This window comes from Paraburkholderia xenovorans LB400 (assembly GCF_000013645.1).
Taxonomy (GTDB): domain Bacteria; phylum Pseudomonadota; class Gammaproteobacteria; order Burkholderiales; family Burkholderiaceae; genus Paraburkholderia; species Paraburkholderia xenovorans.
Genome location: NC_007952.1, coordinates 3,214,089 through 3,236,346, shown reverse-complemented (window position 1 = coordinate 3,236,346; position 22,258 = coordinate 3,214,089). Strand labels below are relative to the sequence as shown.

The window sequence follows — 22,258 nt, the reverse complement described above, 5'->3', positions numbered from 1 at the left end:
CTCACGTCCATCGTGCCGTCCTCCGTGTACCCGTTTTCCTGCACTACGTTCTTGGACCATCCGCGAAGCGAATGATCTGGAGCGACAGGGAGGTCGTATGTCTTCCGAACCTTGGCAAAAAGGTAGAAAAAACATGAAAATTGGAACCCGGCTTGCGGCAACGTTCGGGGCACTAGTGATTTTGATACTGGCCATTGCAGTTACGACGGGCATAGAGATGGCGCGCATGAGCGTGAACACACAACTTATCGTGAACAACCATGCAAGGAATGTGGAACTTGCCACCGATCTCAAAGAGGGGACGTATCTCGTCGCATTGACCGTATATCACGCGTTCAGTGAACAGGACGAAGTCCAGCAAGCCGACCTTGAGTTGATCCGCCAGCAGACAGAGAGGACGTCGGGCGTTTATGAAGAACTATATGGCCAGCAACTTACTCCCGGCGAGCAAACGGTTCTCGATTCCGTGAAGCAGGCACGTTCGAGTTATTCTGCGGCCATGAAATCGGTGTTCGTGAGCTTGAGCTCTCACGACATTGCCGCAGCACGCGCCGCAATGGGCGGCGTGATTCCACTGCAATTGACACTCCTCGGTGCGGAAAACCGATTCATTGCTGAGGAGCGTACTGCAATGCACGCTGCAGTACGCGATAGCGCCCGGTCATACGCTACCGCACGCCTCGTCGTTTGCATGCTGTCAGTGGCCGCCGTTTTGGTCGCTGTCGTGACGTGCCTGATGGTGACACGTTCGATAGTTCGCCCATTACAGGATGTGGTTGGCGGCGCGAAGGCCTTAGCCGCTGGTGATCTGGGCGTGCAGATAGCGATTGCTCGTTCAGATGAGGTCGGTATTGTTGGGGAGTCGCTGAATCGTGCTGTCCATCAGCTGGCGGCAATCGTACGGGGTATCAAGCAGGCAAGTGAAACGGTTGCCAGTGCGACGCAGCAACTTGCTGCAGGCAACGTTGACCTGTCAAGGCGGACTGAGGAGCAGGCCGCGTCGCTGCAGGAAGCGGCGTCCAGCATGGAGGAGATAACGGCGACGGTACGCCACACAGCAGACAATGCTAGCCAGGCAAACGCATTTGCCGTTCACGCGTCAGAGATTGCGCAACGTGGTGGAGAGGCTGCCGGCCATGTTATCGAAACGATGCATGGAATTTCGGAAAGTTCGTCGAAAGTAGCGGAGATTACGAGTGTCATTGAGGGCATCGCGTTCCAGACCAATATCCTCGCGATCAACGCATCGGTCGAAGCTGCGCGCGCTGGTGAGCAGGGGCGGGGTTTCGCCGTCGTGGCAGGCGAAGTGCGTCTGCTTGCGCAGCGCAGCGCTACTGCGGCCAAAGAGGTAAAGGCATTGATCGGCGAATCTGTCGGGCGTGTACAGGCGGGTATGGAACTCGTCGCGAGGACGGGTAGTACGATTGACGAAGTCATCCAGTCGGTGCGCCGCGTTTCTGACATCATGGGCGAAATATCTTCCGCATCCAGGGAGCAGAGCTCTGGTATCGAGCAGATCAATCGCACTGTTAGTCAGATGGACCTGGTAACGCAGCAAAATGCTGCGCTTGTGGAACAGACTGCCGCTGCGGCAGCGAGCATCCAGCATCAAGCCGCCGAGCTTGTCGATGCGATCAGCGTGTTCCACTCGCATTCTGGAATGCCCTGAATACAATACAGCCGGGATAACGTAACGGACATCCAGACTGGTACCGGATGCCGCTCACGCAGTGCGTGCTACGGGATAAGTCGACGGATATTCCGCTATGGATTTCGGAGCGGTTAATGGACGCACCTGTGAGTTTGCTGACCGGCGTGTGTCCATGTACAGCCAGTTGCTTTGCCCGTCACGTGTTGAAGACTGACTCGTCCACGAGGTACTTTCGAAAGAAGGCGATGCAATTTCCGTGGCACAGAAGCAAGCGTCAGCTACCGTGGTCGGACCTCGATCCAAGGGTAATACGAAATCGCTCCGTTCCAATTGACTTTTGCCGGAACGAATTTATGGCGCCGTTCAGACTGCTGTTCGAACCTTTATTGCTCGACGAGGAAGGACGTGCTCTGGCCCGAGTCGCAGATCTCACCACGTACAGCGCCATGCTTTTCGCGAGACGTGGAAGGTTCACGGCCGGTGAAACGGCAACGGGCTGGTTGCAGTCACCGCCACACGGTGGAGTGGACGATGTTCTTGTCCGGCTCTCATTTTCAGTCCTCTGGACTTCACGGCAGAACATGGGCGGCTGGAGCAGTTTGTCTTGTTCCGTGGGCACGCTTGACGATCTTTCGTACACGAGGCTGAAACGGATGCTGTGACGTTGCCCGCGAATTTCGGATCCCTTAGCTGAGTGAGATTATGCCACCCGTTGGTTCTGGGCAGCGTACCAGTCCCGCTCGAACTGCATCGGACTGACGTAGCCCAACGTCGAGTGCAAGCGCGAATGATTGTAGAAGCTCAACCAGTCGATTACCTCGTCCATCGCTTCCCGACGCGTTGCAAAGCGCTGGCCAAGGATGCGTGCTCGCTTGAGCGATCCCCACAAGCTCTCGGTCGGCGCGTTGTCCCAACAATTTCCTCGACGGCTCATCGAGCTGCGCATGCCGTAGCCCTTAAGCAGGTCCTGGAAGTCACGACTGCAATACTGGCTACCGCGGTCGCTATGGACGATCAGGCCCGCTTCCGGCCGGCGGCGAAACCACGCCATACGCAGCGCGTCAGACACCAGCTCCGTGCGCATGTGCGGCTGCATCGACCAGCCCACCACCTGACGGCTGAACAGGTCGAGGATGACGGTCAGAAACAGCCAACCCTCGTCCGTCCAGATGTACGTGATGTCCGTAGTCCAGACCTGATCTGGACGCGCGGGAGAGAAGTCTCGTTGCAGCAGGTCCGGCGCGACCGGCAGGCTGTGGTTGCTGTCGGTCGTGACCTTGAACCGGCGTTTGGTCTTCGCCCTGATGCCGTGCAGCTTCATGAGCTGTTGGACACGATCCTTGCTGACGCGAATGCCCTGGGCCAGCAACTTCTTCCACACGCGCGGCCAGCCGTACTCGCCTTTGGATTCAGCGTGCACGGCCTTGATGTGCACCAGCAGAGCGTCGTTGCTGATGCGTCGGCGCGCTCGGTCAGTATCGACATCCCGCGCCTTGCGCGCGTGGTAACCGCTGGGGCTGACACCCAGCACCTGGCAGGTCAGGGACACCGGCCATTGTCGGCTGTGAAGCTCGATCCAGGCGTACTTCATGCCGACACCTTTGCAAAGTACGCCGTGGCTTTTTCCAATATGTCGCGCTCCATTTTCACGCGTGCCAACTCCGCGCGCAGCCGGGCAATCTCCATCTGTTCAGGAGAAACCTGTTTGCCTGCGCCGTTCAGCTTCCCAGCGGCATCGGCCTTAACCCAGTTGTGCAGCGTCTTCGGGCTGATACCCAGTATCTTCGCCACCGCCGCCATGCTCTGGCCGCCGCGGACCATGCGCACGGCTTCCAGCATGAATTCCCGCGTATATCGGGCTCTCGGATTACCCATCTTTCCTTCCTCCTTGCGTGAGTTTTACACACTCAGCAAGGGATCCATTTTTTGCGGGCAAGCTCACTGGAATTCACCGTCCCATAGGACTGTCAGCCTCTTGGGCAAAGAAAGCAATGGCGTATTTGCAGTTGGCCCTTTGGTCGCTCCTGTCAATTGCCATGTATTTCTACGATTGCATCTATTGCCAGTTTCGTAGATTGCTCCGTATCTCGGAGCATGGTGTTTAGATGCATTAAGCCCCATTGCCGGAGCCTCACGAATCCGGCATCTGTGCAATTGCCATGATCGCGATCGAATGGTTCCGCGGACAGAGATGCATTATTGCTAACCGGCGCGAACGCCATGCTGGCTCGTGGCCGGTTGACCCTGTAGTAGTGCCGCTTTTGCTGTCTCTCCAGATCGGCGCATTCCTTGTACCGAACCGGTTGACCAGCCGGGCTCGGGTGACGGAAACCGTCGATAGCATCTCCGCGGCGGATATAGCGCATCCATCTGTTGTCCCACGTGCCAATCTACGACCCCGCCTCGTTCCAAAGGAGGGCGGGAACGCGTCCGCATGCCTGACTGTTTAACGAAGGCGCTTGCGCCATTGCGTGGGCGATTCACCTACGATGTGCCTGAAAACTGTCGAAAAATGTGCTGTTGTTTTGAACGCCAGCGCGGACGCAATGTCCGTTACCGATAGCGCCGGACTGCACAGCAACTGTTGGGCTCGCATGATACGGCAACGGAGAACGTATTGGTGAGGTGTTTGGCCTGTCACTTCACGAAATCTGCGAGCGAAATGCATGCGGCTAAGTCCGGCCACATTGGCGAGTTCTGCCAGTCCGATCGGGCTGGAAAGATGTGCATCAATATACTCGATCACGTGCCGCAGTCGCCACGCAGATAGTCCCTGTGACCTGTCGACAGGATTGCGGCGTTCGCCATGCAGTGCGATCAGTCGAGCACCGATCGCGAGCCCAATACTGTCGACGTAGATGCGACCCATCGCTCCGTCCGTCTGATCGACCAAAACCAAGGCCTCGACAAGATGCCTGACTTTCTGATCGGCAACAAAATGAGGATGGCTCAACACGATGTCCTGGTTGGGCGGTCGACCGTATGCGCCCTCGTGGCACTCGGCGAGCAACGCCTGTGGAAGGTACATTCGGATTGAATCGAACACTTTGTAGAACACTGCCCGACCAGGCTGCCCTGGTCCGGTCATCAGGACTGCATGGGGAGTGACCCGGCCGTTCGAGACACGCTGTCCTTCCATCCAGAAATCGACTGAAGACTGCCGAAGGGAGTACGTTATGATGTGCGAATCTTCGTTGCCATCCGAGCGGAACTCAACCGGCGTCGGCTGTTCGGGTATAGTCCACCGGGACAGGGTTATGGACTTGTCATCGGGGAGCGGTGAGGAATAAGCGGGCCGCTTGCGCCACACCTGCTCGGTCAGAATCAACGGCGATCTTTTCTCGTCAACGCTTGTGTCATCTCCATCATCTGCATCACCTGCGGGTACCGTCTGGCTCGTTTTCTGTCTGTCCATCGCGTTGTATCGATATTGACGCTTCAAAGTTAATGACTGCGGATACTGGTTGTTGTCCACCGCCGATCTATCGTTGATTAAGCTTGGGCTACCGACAGTGGGCGCCCGCCGGATCGGCTCGTTGCGGCGTAAGCACCGAATGGCAGGTAACCGGGAAAGCCGCGCCCAGACACGCTCAGGAGAGTCTGGCTGTGGGCGCCTTTCCCTACTGCTACTGCCAAATTACAGTTTCGTCATATGTCGCCTGTTACCGGTCCCGGGCAAGCACTACCCGCTCTGCTGTTGGACCGCGGCGATCTGCTCATATGATGATCAACCAGACCTGTAATGCGGGCGGTTATGCGCATGAGCCTGGTTGGCAAGCTACGGAGCGTCTCTTGACTGCCAGCCTCGACCGGAGTCATTGGACAAGGCGCGCGAGCGCTAGAGTTGCAAACGCTCGCGTGGCCTATGCAGCGATGCGGGTAGCCTACAGATACGCGGAAAGTACACTAATCGTCCGTCAGGGCCGGCGCAAATCACACTAGGAAGCGGCGTATCTCTTCCTCGCGCCAGACTATGCCGGCACCCGGTTCGTCTCCGAAGTGCGCTTTCCCGTCCGAAAACTCAAGGACGGGTTCCAGAATCGGCCCTGCAAGATCCATCTTCTCGAGCCAGTGGCACGTCGGGCTGACCGACAGCAGATGTACGCTGAATTCCTGGAAGATGTGATTGGACATTGGCAGACCGTATTGTTCGGCAAGCGCGCTGGCCTTTAACCATCCGCTCACTCCGCCGATCTTCATGAGATCGGGCATGCAGAGGTCACACGCTTGCGCAGACAGCGCCTTGTGCATTTCGTCGGGTCCGAACCAGTTCTCGCCCATCTGTATCGGCACATGCAGCGCTTCGCGCACGGTGGCATGACCGGCGTAGTCATACTGGAGCGTGGGCTCCTCGATCCAGCCGATGCCTTCCTGCTCGATGGCTCGTCCGCGGCGGATTGCTTCGGGAACCGTAAGGCCCTGGTTGTAATCGACCATGATCTGCACCTGAGGCCCGATAGCAGCGCGGATCGACCGGATCACCTGCAGGTCTTCTTCGAGCGTTGGATAGCCGATTTTGGTCTTGATTGCGGCGTAGCCGGATTCGGCGGCCGTCTTTGCCCGGGAAGTCGCGAGTTCGATGCCGTCCATGCTGTGGCTGTCGTATGCTGCAAGGGGCCGCGCTTTGCCGCCCAACAGTTCGACGAGCGGGAGATTGAGAGACTTTGCTTTTGCGTCCCATACCGCCATGTCAATTCCCGCGCAGGCTATCCGCACGATCCCGGTATTTCCGATGAGCCGGAAGCGTGAATCGAGCGCCTGCTCAATGAGGCGGGGCACCAATGGCATGCCTTTGATCACGGCTGCCAGATCCTGCAGCATCTGCTGCACCGACTTCAGGGCAAGCGGTGTGTACGTAAAAACATACGAAGTCCCGGTGACGTTGCCATTGGTCACAAGATCAATGAGCACGAGCGGCGAGGTCGCGACTGTACCCACCGATGTTTTTACAGGGTATTGCAGCGGAACATTCACTGCGCGGGCGCGCAGGCCCTCGATAACCAGTTCGCTCATGATGTACCTCCGTCGGTGAGCGCCATTTGACTTGATCCGGTATTGCGGTGATGCGGGACGCCCGACCAGAGGAAGTCCGACGTTACGCTCGCAGCGTCCGTACATCCAATCTGGGCCAGGGTGATATCAATTTCGTTCTGGATGATCGACAGTACGTCGGCGACGCCTGCTTCGCCACGAGAAGCCAGCCCATACAGTGTCGCTCGGCCGAGAAGTACCGCCTGCGCGCCCAGCGCGAGCGCCTTGACGACATCCGATCCGCGCCGTATTCCGCTGTCAATCAGAATGGGCTTGTGCAACTGGGCGGCGGTCTCGCGCAGTGCCTCGATCGGTGCAATCGCGCTATCGAGTTGGCGGCCGCCGTGATTGGAGAGAATCACGCCATCAGCACCGAGCGAGAAACATCGCGCCGCATCGTCGGCACGACTGATGCCCTTGATCAATAACGTGCGGGGCCACAGGTCGCGTAGCCACTTCAGATCGTCCCACGCAAAGCTGGCGTCCATCTGCCGACTCATCAGCGCGGCCTGCAGTTCGGTGTCCTGTACGTGATCGCTGGCGAAATTTGCCAGTTGTGGTACACCATGCCGGACAAGATCGAGCGACCAGCGGGGATGCAGTATTCCGTCAACGATCGTGCGCGGGCTGTACTTAATCGGCATGCCGAAACCGTTGCGTGCGTCGCGTTCGCGCTTGCCGTTGACGCCGACATCGGTCGTGAGGACCAGCGTCGAATAGCCAGCTGCCAGCGCACGCTTGACGAGCAGTTCCGCGAGCTTGCGATGGACTACGTATAGCTGAAACCAGATGTCCCCCGTTGCCGCATCAGCAACCTTTTCGATTGACGAGGTGGACGCAGTCGAAAGTGCGAATGGGATGTCGAACTTGCCCGCCGCGCGAACAAGCGCCAAGTCCCCGTCGGGCCAGAAAATTCCGTTCAGACCAGTTGGTGCGATGACGAGCGGCGCTGTCACGGACTTGCCGAACAGCGATGCTGTCGTCGTGCGCTTACTGATGTCAACCAGCCGGCGTGGCTGGAATTTCACGCTTCGGAAAGCATCCCGGTTATGTTGGAGACCGATTTCGTCTTCCGCACCGCCGTCCAGGTAGTCGAAGACGATGCGTGGCAGGCGTTTCCTCGCAAGGCGACGATAGTCTTCGATGTTAAGTGGCTTGCTCATGGCTGCATCCTTGTGTCACGCCAGGGTTTCGACCTCGATGAGCGTCGGCCTGGAGGAACTCAATGCCCGTTCAAGCGCGACAGTGAGGGAAGCTCCCGAATCAGCGTGCAGCGCCTCGACGCCGTAGCCACGGGCGAGCGCGCAGAAGTCGATCCCTGGCACGTAGAGCCCCGGCACGTCCTCGACGCCCAGCACGCCGGCGAACCAGCGCAGTGCGCCGTATGTGCCGTTCTTCATGATGATGAAGATGGTCGGGATGCTGTATTGCGCGGCGGTCCACAGCGCGGTGATGCCGTAATTCGCGGAGCCGTCGCCGATGATGCCGATCACGCGCCGACCGGGCTGCGCGAGCTGGATCCCCGCCGCCGCCGGCATCGCGAACCCGAGACCGCCTGCCGCCGCGAAGTAGTAGCTGCCCTGCGACGTCATGCGCAGGCGCTGCCACATCAGGTTTGTGGTCGACGTCGATTCGTTCACGTAGATGGCGTCTCGCGGCGCGATTGCGTCGACGATGTCGAACACCCGTTCCGGTGCGAGCGGGCCCGGCGTTTCTGCTGCTGCGGCAGGGCGGGCGACGGCAACGGGCATCGGCCGCGCAGCTGGTTCGGCGCGCGCGGCGAGCGCTTCGAGCGTCAGTGCGATGTCGGCGACGATCGCATCGCCCATTGGTGCGCGTGCCGCTTCGAGCACGTCGCAGGTAATGCTGACCAGCTCCGCGCCGGCCGGCAGTAGTGCGCCTGGTTCGTACTGGTGATACCGGAACACCGGCGCACCGACCACGAGGATCAGGTCGTGGCCGTCGAGCAGCCGGGAGATGCTTGCGATGCCCGCCGGCAGCACGCCGCGAAAGCACGCATGGGTCGTCGGGAACGAACAGCGCGGTGCGGACGGTGCCATCCAGGCCGGCATCTTCAGGCGCTCGGCCAGGGCAACGGCCGACTCGTTCGCGTGCTGCGCGTCGACGTCCGGGCCGAGGACCAGTACTGGGTTCGTCGCGCGCTGTAAGCGGTCAGCGAGCGCCTGCAGGATCGCCTCCGAAGGCAGTCCGGCATGCTGCACCTCGCGTGCTGCCAGATAGTGCGCGTACTCGGGTGCGGGCTGGTCCCAGTCGTCGTAGGGAATCGAAAGATATACGGGGCCGGTGGCCGGTGTACGGGCGATGTGAATCGCCTGGGCGAAGGAACGGGGGACGTCTTCGGCGCTGGCTGGCTCGGTGCTCCATTTCACTAGTGGCCTCGGCAGGTTGACGGCGTCGACGTTCGCGAGCAGCGGTTCCATCCCGATGGTCGAGCGGACCTGCTGGCCCGAGGTCACGACGAGCGGCGTATGCGAATTCCACGCGTTGGCGAGCGCGCCCATCGCGTTGCCGGTACCCGCGGCCGAGTGCAGGTTCACGAATGCAGGGTTGCCGGTGGCCTGCGCGTAGCCGTCTGCCATGCCCGTCACGACACCTTCGTGCAAACCGAGGATGTACCGAAAATCCGATGGGAAATGCTTCAGGAACGGCAGCTCGTTCGAGCCGGGATTGCCGAAGATCGTGGTCAGGCCGTGGCGGCGAAGAATTTCATAAGCTGCATGCTGAACAGTTTTCATGGCGGGCTTCCTCGAAGGGTTGCCTGCATTCTAGGAATGCCCTTAATATCTATCAAATGATGATTTTTTAAATCCAGTAATAGATCACATCTATATGATGCCGGGCACGATGCAAACAGCCAGCACGGATCTGAACCTCATCAGGGCGTTTGTCGCCATCTACGAAACCGGCAGCGTCAGCGCGGCCGCGCGGCGGTTGAATCTCACGCAGCCTACCGTCAGCTATGCGCTGTCGCGCCTGCGCACGCTGCTGCATGACCCGCTCTTTTCGCGCACGCGCGAAGGCATGGCGCCAACATTCAACGCCAGCCAGCTCTACGAAACATTCCGGCAGGCGCTCGATCGTATCGAAGGTGCGATTGCGGCCACGCGCTACTTCGACGCCGCCACGTCGACGCGGTGTTTTCGGATTGCGCTGTCCGATCTCGGTGAACTCTATTTCCTGCCGCGTATGGTCGAGCGCCTGCAGCGCACCGCTCCGGGCGTCGAGCTCGAAGTCGTTCAACTCGACGTCGAGAGGACGGCTGAATGGTTGAACACCGGGCAGATCGACGCTGCGGTAGGCAACCTGCACCTCGTTGGCGGCAAGGCACGACGACGTTATCTGTTCTCGGAGACGTATTCATGCCTCGTCAGTCACCGACACCCGTGGATCGGAACGACGCTATCGCTCGGCGACTACGTTCGCGCGAAGCATGTCGTCGGCGCGTCGTCGTCCGGCCATCGGCTCGTCGAGGATGTGATGACTGGCATGGGGCTATCGCGCAAGATCGCGCTGCGTGTTCCGCATTTTACGAACGTGGTCGACGTAGTGGCGGGCAGCGATCTTGTGCTGACGCTTCCCGCGCGTGTTGCGAACGTATATCAGTCGACGGGCACCGTACGCGCGTTGCCGCTGCCAGTGCCGGTCGATCCGTTCGACGTCAACTTGTACTGGCAGGACCGCGCGACGGACCTGTCTGCGCAAAAGTGGCTTTGTGAAATAATCGCCGAAACGTTGACGTTCACCTAGCTGTCGGTGCCAGCGCTTTCAGCGCGGCTGATCGGAAGAAATAAAGTCGGTCGGAGTGAAATATAAATGGTCGAAGTGATCCGAGAGAGTAAAGTCGGTCATGGTGTCTCGTTGACCGAGGCGGAAGGGAAGGGCTGACTGGGCGGAAGTGGAGTATCGACGGAATCTGGCGAGGTCGGTGACGGTGGAGTCGGAGGGCGACGATCGGCAGCTTGTGTGGCAATATGGATTAGAAGTCGTTACACAGCAGCGAAATTTCGGCAGAAGAAGTCGTTACGTGAATGCAAGCAATTGATTTAAAAACGTAAACATTTCTAATCCGTCGACACCAAATCGCCCGTTCCCGAAGGGAAATTCCGGAAAAAATGTCTCGGAATGAATCCTTCGAGCGAGCGGACCGGGGCCGAGGTGGGGAGCACCATTAGTTTCGGTTAAGAGCGGCTCCTCGCTGACTCTAAGTCCTTGTCAGCAAAGGGGATTAACCGGAACTAATGGTCACGTCTCATTGCCGCAGCTTCCAACGGACCGTCTGACGCTCCGAGGCGGTAACAAAAACCGCCCACCGCCCCGGCCGGATAGTCTCCCGGCCACTCCCCTTGCCAGCGATTCGACCGCCTTCCGAATTTCCCTGACAGCATTCAGTCGCATCATCGTGGTCCATTCCCCGCCGACATTGCCTTTATCTGCCCACGACCGTTCCTGCGAATATCCCCATAGCGGCAATTTCCCTCATTGGCCACCGCGTCAGGCACAAAGCAGTTGCGCAAATCGGCGAGTTGGCGCGCGATGTAAGTGAGCGCAAACTTTCGACTTGATTGTCTGCAGGGCTACTTAGAATGTTCCATCGCAAATAGAACGATGTGATTTATACGGCCTTATAGCAATCGGGTGGTCTTTTACCGACCGTTCCGCTATCCAACGAAGAGCGTGTAGAACGCCCCTCGTTTCGCCAAATCAAATTCCGTTGTTAAGCCCAGACTATGTTTTCATAGACGGAACGTCCCGTGTTTGTCAGCCGACCGCGCGGGACCGCTTGATTTGGTCGTACTATACTGCTCAAAATTGCGGCAATGACCGGATGAGTCATCCGCAAAATTCAAAAGACGCGAGAGAGATTGAGACCATGGGCCGGAAGGCGAAGAAATCGGGCTCCGGCACGGGCATGCTGGTTGTCGCCATCGTTGTTGCCATCATAGTTGCCCCAAAGGGCGGCTTAACCGTATTCCTTGTCTTCGTGCTGGGCTGCGTGCTCGTTGCCATATTCTCGAAAAAGAAGGAACCGGCGACTGCCGCCAACAGCAGCGAATCTTCCCGAGCCGAACCAAATGGGCTCAACGTGAGTGTGTCGATGACGTCCGCCCCCACGCGCAAAAGCCGAGTTCAGTCGGCCGACGAGTTTTTAACAGTAACTCTGTCATCGGATTCACCCTCTTCCTCGTATCGCATTGAGCGCCCCTCGCTTGAAACGGCTCCTAACGTTCGTTGGGTGAGTGCCGAAGAGTCCATAGAAATCGTTGGATTATCCATTACGGGCGGCAGGTTCTACGTGGGGGTACCCAAGCGAGCCGAGGCCAACAGCCTTGACGGATGTGTCCTGAACCCGAAAGCGAACGTCGCGAAGTCTCCGAGCGACGTCTCGACCGGGACCACCGATTACTGGATAAGCTACCACTCATTTTCGGCAGAGCAGCGTCGCGCATACCTGCAATGGTTGGCTTCGGACCGCTCCGACCCGCGGGCTCATCGAAGCTACCCCATGCTATACCTCTACGGATTGGAGAGACGTGTTCTGGTCGATGGACTGCAGGGCAAGGTCGACAAGACCGAGCTCGAATCTATCTCGACTGAGCTCAAACGCCTGCATTCAGTTTATTCGGCCGTCTTGCAGACCAGCTACTTGGAGAGCCTGGTTGACTTCATATCCGTACATCTGGTCCAGCCCGCACGCCAGTACGAGCAAGCGCCCGGAACTATCATCAATGCGTTCGAGGTGCCGCTGAGCGTTCGTGTGGCATTCGGCCAGGCAGCGATAGACAAGAAGCCAGTACCCGTGAACTGGGCACTCGCATGGGCGTTAGGCGACGGTGCCGTGTACAAGCGAACTCCCGTTACACGCTGCGAGAACGAATTCCGTCAACTCTTCCTTCGAAAATACGCGGAGCAGTTTCGCGAGGGTATCAAGCTGACGGCGAACAAGACGAAGCTAAAGGGGTCACCTCGCACTGCTTTTCCAGCATTGCAGAGTATCGAATATCCGGACTACATTACCTCGCTTCCCGACATCGCCGCAGTAACGGGGCCTCGGAACAAAATCCAGCAACTGGTCAATGAATGTTCGGATGCCCTTGACGGTTACAGCAGATTTCTTGGAAGAAATCCAGATGCTCACGGGACGTTGGAAAGCGCCCTCATGCTTCCAATCGACCTCTGGCCGGAATTCGCACGCCAGGAACTCAGCTCTTTAGTGGCAGCCGTGGCCAATGCGCCGACAGTGATGACGTTCGGCGACCTCTTTGGCCGTTTCAAGGCGTCGGGCAACATCACGCGCGACAAACTGACCGCATTCGCACGTGTTCTCGGAGAGTCCGGCGTTGCAGTCGAACCCGATGTTAGAATTACCGGTAGGGCTGCAAAAGGGGGCGACTTCGTTGCCTTGTATGCAACGCCGCCAAGCGCCTCTATCAATCAGGTCGATGAAAACTATCTGTCAATCGCCCTGATGGTCGACCTGGCAGCATCGATTGCAATGGCAGACGGCAAGGGGTCCGAGCAGGAGACTGCGACCATTTATCGCCAGATTGAATCGTGGCCCGAACTCACTCCGAGGCAACAGGCGCGGCTTAAAGCGCGTGCCGCTGTACAGTTTGCCCAGCCGCCGAGCCTTGCCAGCTTGAAGAAGCGCCTTGAGCCACTATCGTTAGAAGCGAAGATTGTTGCGGCGTCGCTGGTGGTCCAAACCGCGAACGCTGACGGCGTTGTGTCTCCGGCTGCGGTGAAGATGCTGGAAAAGCTCTACCAGATACTAGGTCTGGACTCGACGCGACTTTATAGCGACCTTCACGGCAATGCGGTTGTCGGCGGACCTTCTACCCAAACGACACCCGCAACCTCCGGGAAGGAATCGCCGGCCGCATCCAAAGCGGCTTTCTCGCTGGATTCTTCCCGAATTGAAGCTCTGCAGAAAGAGACCGCAAAGGTTTCGGCGCTATTGGCTGGTGTCTTCGCTGAAGATGAGCCAATAGCCGAGACCGCCGATGACGTCGCAGAGCAGCCAACAGCGAGAGGTCTGCTTGGACTCGACGACGCACATTCCACGTTCTTGCGCCTACTTCTTTCACGACCGTCCTGGACTCGCTCGGAGCTGGCGGACGCAGCCTCTGACCTCGACTTAATGCTCGACGGCGCTATCGAACAGGTAAACGAAGCTTCTCTCGACCATTGGGATGAACCACTCACCGACGGCGACGACCCGGTCGAAATCAATCAGGAATTTGCACAAAGGTTAGCCACATCATGACAGCCATTCGCCCGAAGGACCGCGACGCGGTCCTTCAATCTCTCCGTGCCGGTGTTGTTCCCCGAATCGGACAGCATCTAATCCAGGTTGGTCGCGCCAAAGAACTGGAGGCGCTGATTCAGGATATCACGCGAGTGGCGGATGGCGGCTCAAGCTTCCGCGTCGTCGTTGGCGAATACGGTGCCGGGAAAACGTTCTTCCTGAATCTCGTCCGAGCCATCGCACTCGAGAAGAAACTCGTCACCGTACATGCGGACCTGAATCCTGACCGGCGCCTGCATGCATCGGGAGGACAGGCTCGCTCGCTCTATGCCGAGCTCGCCAAGAACATGTCGACGCGCACGAAGCCGGACGGCGGAGCCCTAGCTGGCATTGTCGAGAAATTCATCGGAGAGGCCAAGACCGAAGCCAAGGCGACTAGCCGAACGAGCGAGGAAGTAATTCGTACGCAGCTAAACGAGTTGACCGAGATGGTGAATGGCTACGACTTTGCGGATGTCATTGCTGCCTACTGCCGCGGTTTCGACGAAGGAAACGAGCAACTCAAGGGCGATGCGATTCGCTGGTTGCGCGGTGAGTTCTCCACCAAGACCGATGCCCGCGCTGCACTCGGGGTTCGTACCATCATCGATGACGCATCGGTGTACGACCAACTCAAGCTCATGGCTCGGTTTGTCAAACTCGCCGGGTACGGCGGGATGATGGTGTGCCTCGACGAGCTGGTGAACCTGTACAAACTCGCGAACGTCCAGGCGCGGAACTCGAACTACGAACAGATTCTGCGGATTCTCAACGATTCGCTCCAGGGCTCTGCAGAAGGATTGGGGTTCGTTCTTGGGGGTACTCCCGAGTTTCTGCTCGATACGAAGCGGGGGCTCTATAGCTACACCGCACTTCAGTCGCGGCTTGCCGAAAACACGTTCGCCACGAATGGTTTTGTCGACTACACCGGTCCGGTGATACGGCTGGCCAGCCTTACGCCTGAGGACTTTTATGTCCTCCTGGATAAGATTCGCATCGTCCACGCGTTCGGCGACGCGACCAAGGCGATGTTGCCGCAGGAGGCGATTCCGGCCTTCATGGCGCATTGCGCCATGCGGCTCGGAGACACCTATTTCAGAACGCCGCGCACGACGATAACGGCGTTCATTAACCTGTTAGCGGTTCTGGAACAAAATCCGTCGGCTGACTGGCGGCAGTTGATTGGGACGCTCGAAGTCGAGAAGGATACGGGAGGCGTGGCTGACGTTGCGACCGAGGGTGACGATGAACTCGCCAGCTTCCGCCTCGGCTGACTCCCGAAGCTTCGACCTGCTCCACGAAAAGATTCGACGTTGGGTCTGGAGGGAGGGGTGGACCGAGCTACGCGACGCGCAGGAGCGCGCCGTGCCCGCGCTCATCAATGCAGACCGTGACATCATCATCGCAGCAGCGACAGCGGCCGGGAAAACGGAAGCTGCGTTCCTTCCCATTCTGTCGAATTTGCTGCGCGACGAGCCGTGTACCGGGTCGGTGCTTTATATCAGCCCGTTGAAGGCCCTTATCAACGACCAATGGTCGCGATTGAATGACCTTTGCGAAGAACTTGAGATTCCCGTGATTGGTTGGCACGGAGACGTGTCAGCTAGCCGCAAGCAGCGATTCTTTAAGAATCCAAAGGGCATTCTTCTGATAACGCCCGAGTCTCTCGAAGCGATGTTTGTCAATCGTGGTTCGTCCTTGCAGGCAACATTCGGCGCGCTGCGCTACGTCGTTGTCGATGAATTGCATGCGTTCATTGGGTCTGAGCGCGGAAAGCAGCTCCAGTCACTGATGCACCGGGTCGAGCGCACATGCGGACGGCGGGTTCCTCGCGTTGGGCTTTCTGCCACGCTCGGCGACATGCAGCTTGCAGCGCAATTCCTTCGGCCTGGCCACGACGCCGCCGTCGAGGTCATCGAATCGAAGAGCGGCGGTCAGGAACTGAAGGTCCTGATAAAGGGCTTTGTCCTCCGACCGCCCAGAATCGAACTGGAACCCGATTTAGAAAATCCGGTGCTGGAGGATGCGGTCCCCGGAAGTACCGTCGACGTCGCGAACCAGCTGTACAAGTCGCTGCGTGGCTCAAACAATCTCATATTTCCCAACAGCCGGCGGCTCGTCGAAACCTATGCCGACCTTTTGCGCCGCGCTTGCGAAAGAGACGGATATCCGAACGAATTTTGGCCTCACCATGGAAGCCTGTCGAAGGAGCTCCGCGAGGACACGGAGCAAGCACTCAAGGACGGTACCAGGCCGGCAAGCGCCATCTGCACTACTACGCTGGAACTCGGTATCGACATCGGTGCAGTAAAGAGCATCGCGCAGATTGGCGCACCGCCATCGGTAGCGGGCCTCCGTCAGCGTCTCGGGCGCTCAGGCCGGCGCAAGGGCGAGCCGGCAATCTTGCGCGGGTACTGCGTCGAATCGGAGCTGAAGGCGGATTCCGATTTTTCCGACCGGATACGGGAAAGTCTAGTCCAGTCAGTCGCGATGGTAAGTCTGTTGATGCGAGGATGGTTCGAGCCACCCAGGGTTAGCGGAATGCATGCGTCGACTCTAATCCAGCAAATTCTATCCATCATCGCCGAGCGTGGTGGGTGTACGGCCGCAGAGCTTTGGGCCAGCCTGATAACCAGTGGTACGTTCGAGGCAATAGATAAGTCATCGTTCACGGAGGTCTTGCAGAATCTGGGCAAGCTGGACCTTCTTGCCCAATCGTCAAACGGTCTGCTCCTTCACGGCGGGGTCGGTGAAAAACTGGTCAACCACTACGAGTTTTATTCGGCTTTCGCCAGCGATGAAGAATTTCGGGTGATTGCTGGTGGACGCCAGCTTGGAAGCGTCCCAGTAGCGCACCCGCTGACCACGGGTCAGGGCTTAATATTTGGCGGACGACGCTGGCGTGTCGAAGAAGTCGACCAGGAAGGAAAGACCATTTACGTAATACCCGATAAAGGTGGCGCTCCGCCGCAATTTGATGGCAACGGCGCAATGGTTCATGACGAGGTGCGGCGCGAAATGCGACGCATTCTTGGTAGTGGTGAACCCGTACTGTTTCTTGACGCTCGAGGACAAGAGCTCCTCCGCGAGGCGCGTCGGTACTATGCTGAGGCATCGCTGGCAAGTAGCGCGATTTTCCAGGAGGGTACCGGCGTGCTTTTGGCAACGTGGCGTGGCGACTGGCTTAACGATGCGTTGGTCCTGCTGTTGCGGGCAAACAAACTTGATGCACACAACAACGGCGTAGCGATTTGTGTTGCCAATGGGAGTGTCGACCGCGTGGTCGATGTACTTCGTGATGTCGGTGGACTAAGCGCAGCGACTGCGATGGATGGTGTGGCTGAAATTGAGAATATTGACCGCGAGAAGTGGGATTGGGCGCTCCCGCTGTCAGTAAAGCGCAAGGCGTTCGCATCCACTCATCTGGACGTCGAGGGCGCCCTGTCATTTGCGCGAGGTACCGCGCAGTGGCCGTAGGTTAAGCCGCTTCTTCCTTCACCTTGGAAACGCCGTGTGAAAATGTTGCTGCGTTAGCATGCTAGGCCGATTAGGTGGATGCATGGCGTTCAAAATTAAAAGCGAGGAGTGACAATGTTAGGCCGGATTTCACGTTATGGGGGAGTCCGAACCTGGGTAGGATTGACTAGGTCAATGTTCGGACCTGCGCCCTGACTCCGAACGGAAGCCGCAGTGGAGCGCAGGCCGAAAAGTCGAGCATCGAGCGGGTAAGTACGCCGACCTGGATTGACGACAGCAAGTACGCCAATCGGTTTTTGAGGGATGGGATTCGTTTCGCTGAAAACCACATCCCACTTGCACTTACGTCCAAGCAGTCGCTTGCCTTGTAGTACCGTATCAACGTCGATGCCCAGCTTGACGAAGCTCTTCCAATGGAAGAGAAGACTCGAGAAATAACTGAATAAGAATCGAAGAGACCGTCGAACCATGACTTTAAATGTTCTCCATCTAAGCGACATTCACTTTCACAACGACTCCAACCCGGTCTTTGCAAGAGCTGGGGATATCGCGTCAGCGGCATTTCCCCTTGCTCGAGCTGCCATGAATAATGTCATCATCATCTCTGGTGATATCGCATACAGCGGGAGCGCGAGCGAGTATGCCGTTGCCGAAAAATTCATCGGTGAACTGCGGTTGTTGCTCGAGCGAGAGACTGGTTCACCAGTGCACGTGCTGGTGTCGCCGGGGAACCACGACTGCGTACTCAAACCGGTATCACGGTTGCGTGAGCGAACCATTCAGACCATTATCGAAAATCCCGGCGACGCTCTGGACGAAGAGATGTTGAGTGTCTGTACAGGCGCGCAACGGGCTTTTTTCGAGTTCCGGGACCGGATAGGGACTCTTCAACCGGTGTTCGAGCATCCGCTATGGAATGAATACGAGGTTGTGGTTGGCTCGAGCGTTGTTCGTACGTCCATGCTTAACGTTGCATGGATGTCGCGGCTGCCAGAACAGCAGGGGGGCCTTGTCTTCCCGATTGACGCGTTCGAAGGCGTACTGAACGAGGCGGCTGACTTGCGGCTTGCAGTGATGCATCATCCTTTCAACTGGTATCAGCAGCGCGCCTATCAACATCTTCGCAGGACACTGCGTTCACGTTCATCCGTTGTACTCACCGGACATGAGCACATTCCTAACACAGGGGCGTACATTGACGACATGACGGGCGCGTCCTTATTCTTCGAGGCACCTGCACTGCAACCGCATGCTGGCGACGGGAAGCCGGGCTTCTATTGTCATTCCTTTGATTTCCAAGGAAAGACGGTCAAGTCGACGTTGTTTGGCCTCGATGGGACCGGTGCTCACGAGGATGGAGTGCCGTCGACGCATTCGTTTCAATTGCTGGTGGAGAAAGGTACCCGGTCGCTTGAACTGACCGACAGCTTTGTCGACAGCCTGCGCGATGCAGGCGCTAATTTGACACATGCCGACAAAGAGGACGTCACAATCGACGATATCTTTGTATATCCTGACCTTCACGAACAGGTCAACGACCCAACCGTACTCAGGCCAATCAGCTCAGAATCGCTCGTTGTAAAAATCGAAGAAGGCGAAAAGCTGCTGGTTACGGGCGAAGAGAAGTCTGGAAAAAGCGCTCTGTTGATGCAGTACTTTAAGGTCCTGCGTGCAGAAGGCTGCGTTCCGGTCTACTTCGACGCCGCGGGTGTATCATTCAAGACGAAAGCTGACGCCGAGAAACGAATCGGCCAGGCTATTGCATCGCAGTACATCCATCCTGATGCAGTTTTATGCTCGCCAAAAGAGAAGCTCGTTCTCCTCTTGGACAACGTCGACCGAATCAAAGCGAGCCAGTCGTTCCTCTCTCATCTTCTGGAATACGCGAACAATCAGTTCGCTGGCCTAGTTTGCACGTCAGACAAACAGTTTGAATATAGCGGGCTCCTTTCTAGAGAGGCCGCCGAGGCACTATCGAAACTGAAGAACTACGAGCTCCTTCGATTTGGCCAGAAGCTTCGTCATCGACTTATAAAGAAATGGTGCGCACTGTCAGATATTGCCACGAAGGCTGACCTTGACCAGCGAGTTTACGACTCCGAGTCGCTTATTAATTCAGTCATCGGGAAGAAACTTGTGCCCGAACTCCCCATTTATATTTTGATTTTGCTGCAAAGTTCCGAGCAGCACCGTCATGGGGATATCCAGAACGGGGGCTACGGTCACTACTATCAATACCTCGTCACCAAAAGTCTTGGCGAGGTCGGCGTCAAGCCACTGGAACTGAACGAGTACTACAACTATCTTGCGCAGTTGTCTTGGCAAATGCTCTCCTCAAAACAGAGAGAGCTCGACCATACAAGTCTTGTTGAATTCAATCGAGTATTTTCCGCGCGCTTCACCACCGTCGACCTGGACGGCCGCCTTGCATTGCTCCTGCGTGCGAGAGTTCTCTGCAAGCAGGGCGATTACTATGCATTCTCGTACCCGTACATCTTTTACTTCTTTGCCGGCAAGTATTTGTCGGCTAATCTTTCCAAACCGGATATCCGAGCTTGGGTAGAACAAGCGTGCGGAAAGCTGCACATCCGTGAGAATTCCGACACTATCCTTTTTCTGACTCACCACACCGGCGAGTCGTGGGTAATTGAACAAATTTCTGCCGTTCTAAACGGTTGTTTCTCCGATTTCAAGCCGATGGAGTTAAACGGAGATACGAACGCCATTGATGCTCTTGTTGACAGCGCGTCTCAGCTTGTTATTGAAATGGGAAGTGTTGAGGAAAACCAAGAAAGGTATCGTGAACTCGGCGACTCGGTGTCCCAGATGCAGAAGGACGAGCCAGACTTGGACCCGAAGGCCAGTGGCGAGCTTGCGTTCATGGCGCAGTGGAATCTGCTCATGAAGACGGCTGATATCCTTGGTCAGATTTTAAAGAACTATTACGGGTCTCTCGAAAAGGCAGAAAAATCGGTCTACCTGACGGAAGTGTTCAATGGTCCGCTGCGGGCTATCCGAGGAATTCTCGAAGATGTCGCTGGAGACGCCGACGGACTGATTACGCAGATGGAAAGCATCCTTGACGTCGGGGATAAGAAGCCGCCCCGGGATGAGTGGCGTCGCGAACTTAAAAAGGTCGCGTTCAATATCCTGGGCATGATGGGTTTTGCGACCATCGCGGCCACCGGAGGCTACGTGGCGTCAGAAAAGCTTCGAGAAGACATCCGCGCAGTCGCCGGCCAAAATCCTACAATCGCGTTTCAGTTGATTGAGATGGCGACGCGCCTGCTGCGGCCAGGTAATCCGCCGATTCAGGATGTAAAGAGACTTGCGGAAGAGCTGAAGGATAAGCCGTATGCCTTTGGGATACTTCAGTCATTGGGCTTTCAGCACATGTATTTGTATCACACATCAGAGGCCGACAGGCAGGCGCTATGTTCGCATCTAAAGCTAACGCTCTCAGCGACTAGAACCGTGCTGAACAAAAACAAGGACGTCCGATTGCTTCCGAAATGACTTTCAGAAAGTAGCCGACTTTAGGCGTATCTCGGGCGTGGCCGTGACAGTTGATGCCAGTAGCCGTGGCATCGGCGCAGACCTTGAGATGGCCAAGGACATGCATCCCACGGCCGTGACCCGGGGCCCGGTCGGCCGCGTATAACTTGGGCTTGTATTGGGAGGGACGCTGGGATACGAGTGCTCCCGGCGACGTCGTCCCCGACAGCGCAAAGGCGGCACAGGCCCACAAACTGTGGTTCGAACCCAAAATGCGCCGCCCGTCTCGGCGCATTGCGGGCCCATTCACGGTAAATCACGCCAATCGCGCGTGCCGACGCAAGGAAAACCGAGCTCTGGGTGCTCGCTTACGCGGTTGGTTGAGTAGTCACGGCTTCCGGCGCGGCAGCGACACTCGCCTTCGTAGCCGCCTTTTTGGCGCCAACCAATTTCTTCGCCGGTACCTTCTTCGCTACCACCGTCTTTGTCGCGGGGTTCTTCGCAACGGCTTTCCGCTTGCTCGCAGCGAGAGAATCTGCAACTCCGCTAACGCCATCAATCAAAAACTTCGTCCGGTCTTTGGCCCCAGCAAGCCACGCCGGCGCCGGCCCGCGACCGCTCCATGTCGCTCCGGATTTTGGGTCACGATAAAGCGCCGGCTGCGGGCCTTTCCTCTGGCCCGTGCCACCACTCGCACCGACCGACTTCGACGCCGTCTTCGTGCCGGCAGTCTTTGCCTTGGTCAAAACATCTGCGGCCACCGCGACAGCCGCTTCATCGCCGCTTGCAATCAAGAACTTTGCGCGGTCTTTGACGTTAGCAATCCAGGCCGGCGCGCGGCCATGCCCGGTCCACGTCGCACCACTCTTGGGGTCTCGATATTTCGCCACTGACTTCGCTGTTTTCGCTGCTGCCTTGGCACCAGCCTTCGGCCCACGCTTCTTGCTTCCAAGATGTGCGTCGATGTCCTTCGTCGTTAAGCCATGCTTTTCCATCAGGCCGCGAATAGTTTCGAGCACGGCTGACGATTGCTTTGCAACGATAGCCTCGGCTTGTGCTTGCAGCTTCTTGAGTCTTGCTTGGATTTGTTCGAGTGTTGCCACTGCGGTAGCTCCTTCTGTTGTCGATGTTCGCACTATGCCATGCGTCGATTCAAGGAGATAGTGCGGCTGCTCGATGTCCGAGTTGCCTTGCTTATTCAAGTAACTAGCCGTCATCAAAACTGTTTGGTCGCTCGGGCACCTAAAATGCGGGTAGGGGCTCATGCTTGAAAATTGCGGGAATTCCGATGCTTGCGC

The 22,258-nt window shown here is 57.5% G+C and carries 12 protein-coding genes; 6 read left to right on the top strand and 6 right to left on the bottom strand.

Annotated features, from left to right (window positions below; all coding sequences use genetic code 11):
* Positions 1 to 97 precede the first annotated feature (97 nt).
* Positions 98 to 1,669, top strand: a complete 1,572-nt coding sequence (locus BXE_RS36160) for a methyl-accepting chemotaxis protein (protein ID WP_148223045.1) — start codon at positions 98 to 100, stop codon at positions 1,667 to 1,669.
* Positions 1,670 to 2,351: 682 nt separating this feature from the next.
* Here BXE_RS36160 and BXE_RS36150 read toward each other — a convergent pair.
* From BXE_RS36150 to mdlC, 5 genes are all read right to left on the bottom strand, one after another.
* Positions 2,352 to 3,526 (bottom strand): IS3-like element ISBxe1 family transposase gene (locus BXE_RS36150; protein WP_085953580.1). Its coding sequence is split into 2 segments (ribosomal slippage): positions 2,352 to 3,271 and positions 3,271 to 3,526, totalling 1,176 coding nucleotides; the frame shifts between segments, so codons are not numbered across the junction.
* 571 nt (positions 3,527 to 4,097) lie between these two features.
* The gene (locus BXE_RS36140; protein WP_148223044.1) at positions 4,098 to 5,126 is read right to left on the bottom strand and encodes an AraC family transcriptional regulator; all 1,029 of its coding nucleotides are present in this window, start codon (positions 5,124 to 5,126) and stop codon (positions 4,098 to 4,100) included.
* Positions 5,127 to 5,584: 458 nt separating this feature from the next.
* Positions 5,585 to 6,664, bottom strand: coding sequence for an enolase C-terminal domain-like protein (locus BXE_RS36135; RefSeq protein WP_011493071.1), 1,080 nt, complete (start codon positions 6,662 to 6,664; stop codon positions 5,585 to 5,587).
* A complete protein-coding gene (locus BXE_RS36130) occupies positions 6,661 to 7,845 on the bottom strand; it encodes an alpha-hydroxy-acid oxidizing protein (protein WP_011493070.1) in 1,185 nt (394 codons plus the stop codon). Before BXE_RS36130 ends, BXE_RS36135 begins: the two co-directional genes overlap by 4 nt.
* 15 nt (positions 7,846 to 7,860) lie before the next feature.
* On the bottom strand, positions 7,861 to 9,438 hold the full coding sequence (gene mdlC / locus BXE_RS36125; RefSeq protein ID WP_011493069.1) for a benzoylformate decarboxylase: 1,578 nt from the start codon (positions 9,436 to 9,438) through the stop codon (positions 7,861 to 7,863).
* Between the two features lie 109 nt (positions 9,439 to 9,547).
* On the opposite strand from mdlC, the gene BXE_RS36120 reads away from it, so the two are divergent.
* The 5 genes from BXE_RS36120 (at position 9,548) to BXE_RS36100 (ending at position 20,981) form a co-directional block, all read left to right on the top strand.
* Entirely contained in the window at positions 9,548 to 10,450 is a 903-nt protein-coding gene (locus tag BXE_RS36120; RefSeq protein WP_040125116.1) for a LysR family transcriptional regulator, read from the top strand.
* 1,078 nt (positions 10,451 to 11,528) lie between these two features.
* A complete protein-coding gene (locus BXE_RS36115; protein ID WP_011493067.1) occupies positions 11,529 to 13,967 on the top strand; it encodes a TerB N-terminal domain-containing protein in 2,439 nt (812 codons plus the stop codon).
* Positions 13,964 to 15,262, top strand: a complete 1,299-nt coding sequence (locus BXE_RS36110; RefSeq protein ID WP_011493066.1) for an ATP-binding protein — start codon at positions 13,964 to 13,966, stop codon at positions 15,260 to 15,262. The genes BXE_RS36115 and BXE_RS36110 overlap by 4 nt, the downstream gene beginning before the upstream one ends.
* Positions 15,234 to 17,465, top strand: a complete 2,232-nt coding sequence (locus BXE_RS36105; RefSeq protein WP_011493065.1) for a DEAD/DEAH box helicase — start codon at positions 15,234 to 15,236, stop codon at positions 17,463 to 17,465. Before BXE_RS36110 ends, BXE_RS36105 begins: the two co-directional genes overlap by 29 nt.
* Positions 17,466 to 17,933: 468 nt before the next feature.
* On the top strand, positions 17,934 to 20,981 hold the full coding sequence (locus BXE_RS36100) for a metallophosphoesterase (protein WP_081435603.1): 3,048 nt from the start codon (positions 17,934 to 17,936) through the stop codon (positions 20,979 to 20,981).
* Between the two features lie 347 nt (positions 20,982 to 21,328).
* On the opposite strand, the gene BXE_RS36095 is transcribed toward BXE_RS36100, so the two are convergent.
* On the bottom strand, positions 21,329 to 22,063 hold the full coding sequence (locus tag BXE_RS36095) for an H-NS histone family protein (protein WP_041744238.1): 735 nt from the start codon (positions 22,061 to 22,063) through the stop codon (positions 21,329 to 21,331).
* Between the last annotated feature and the right edge of the window lie 195 nt (positions 22,064 to 22,258).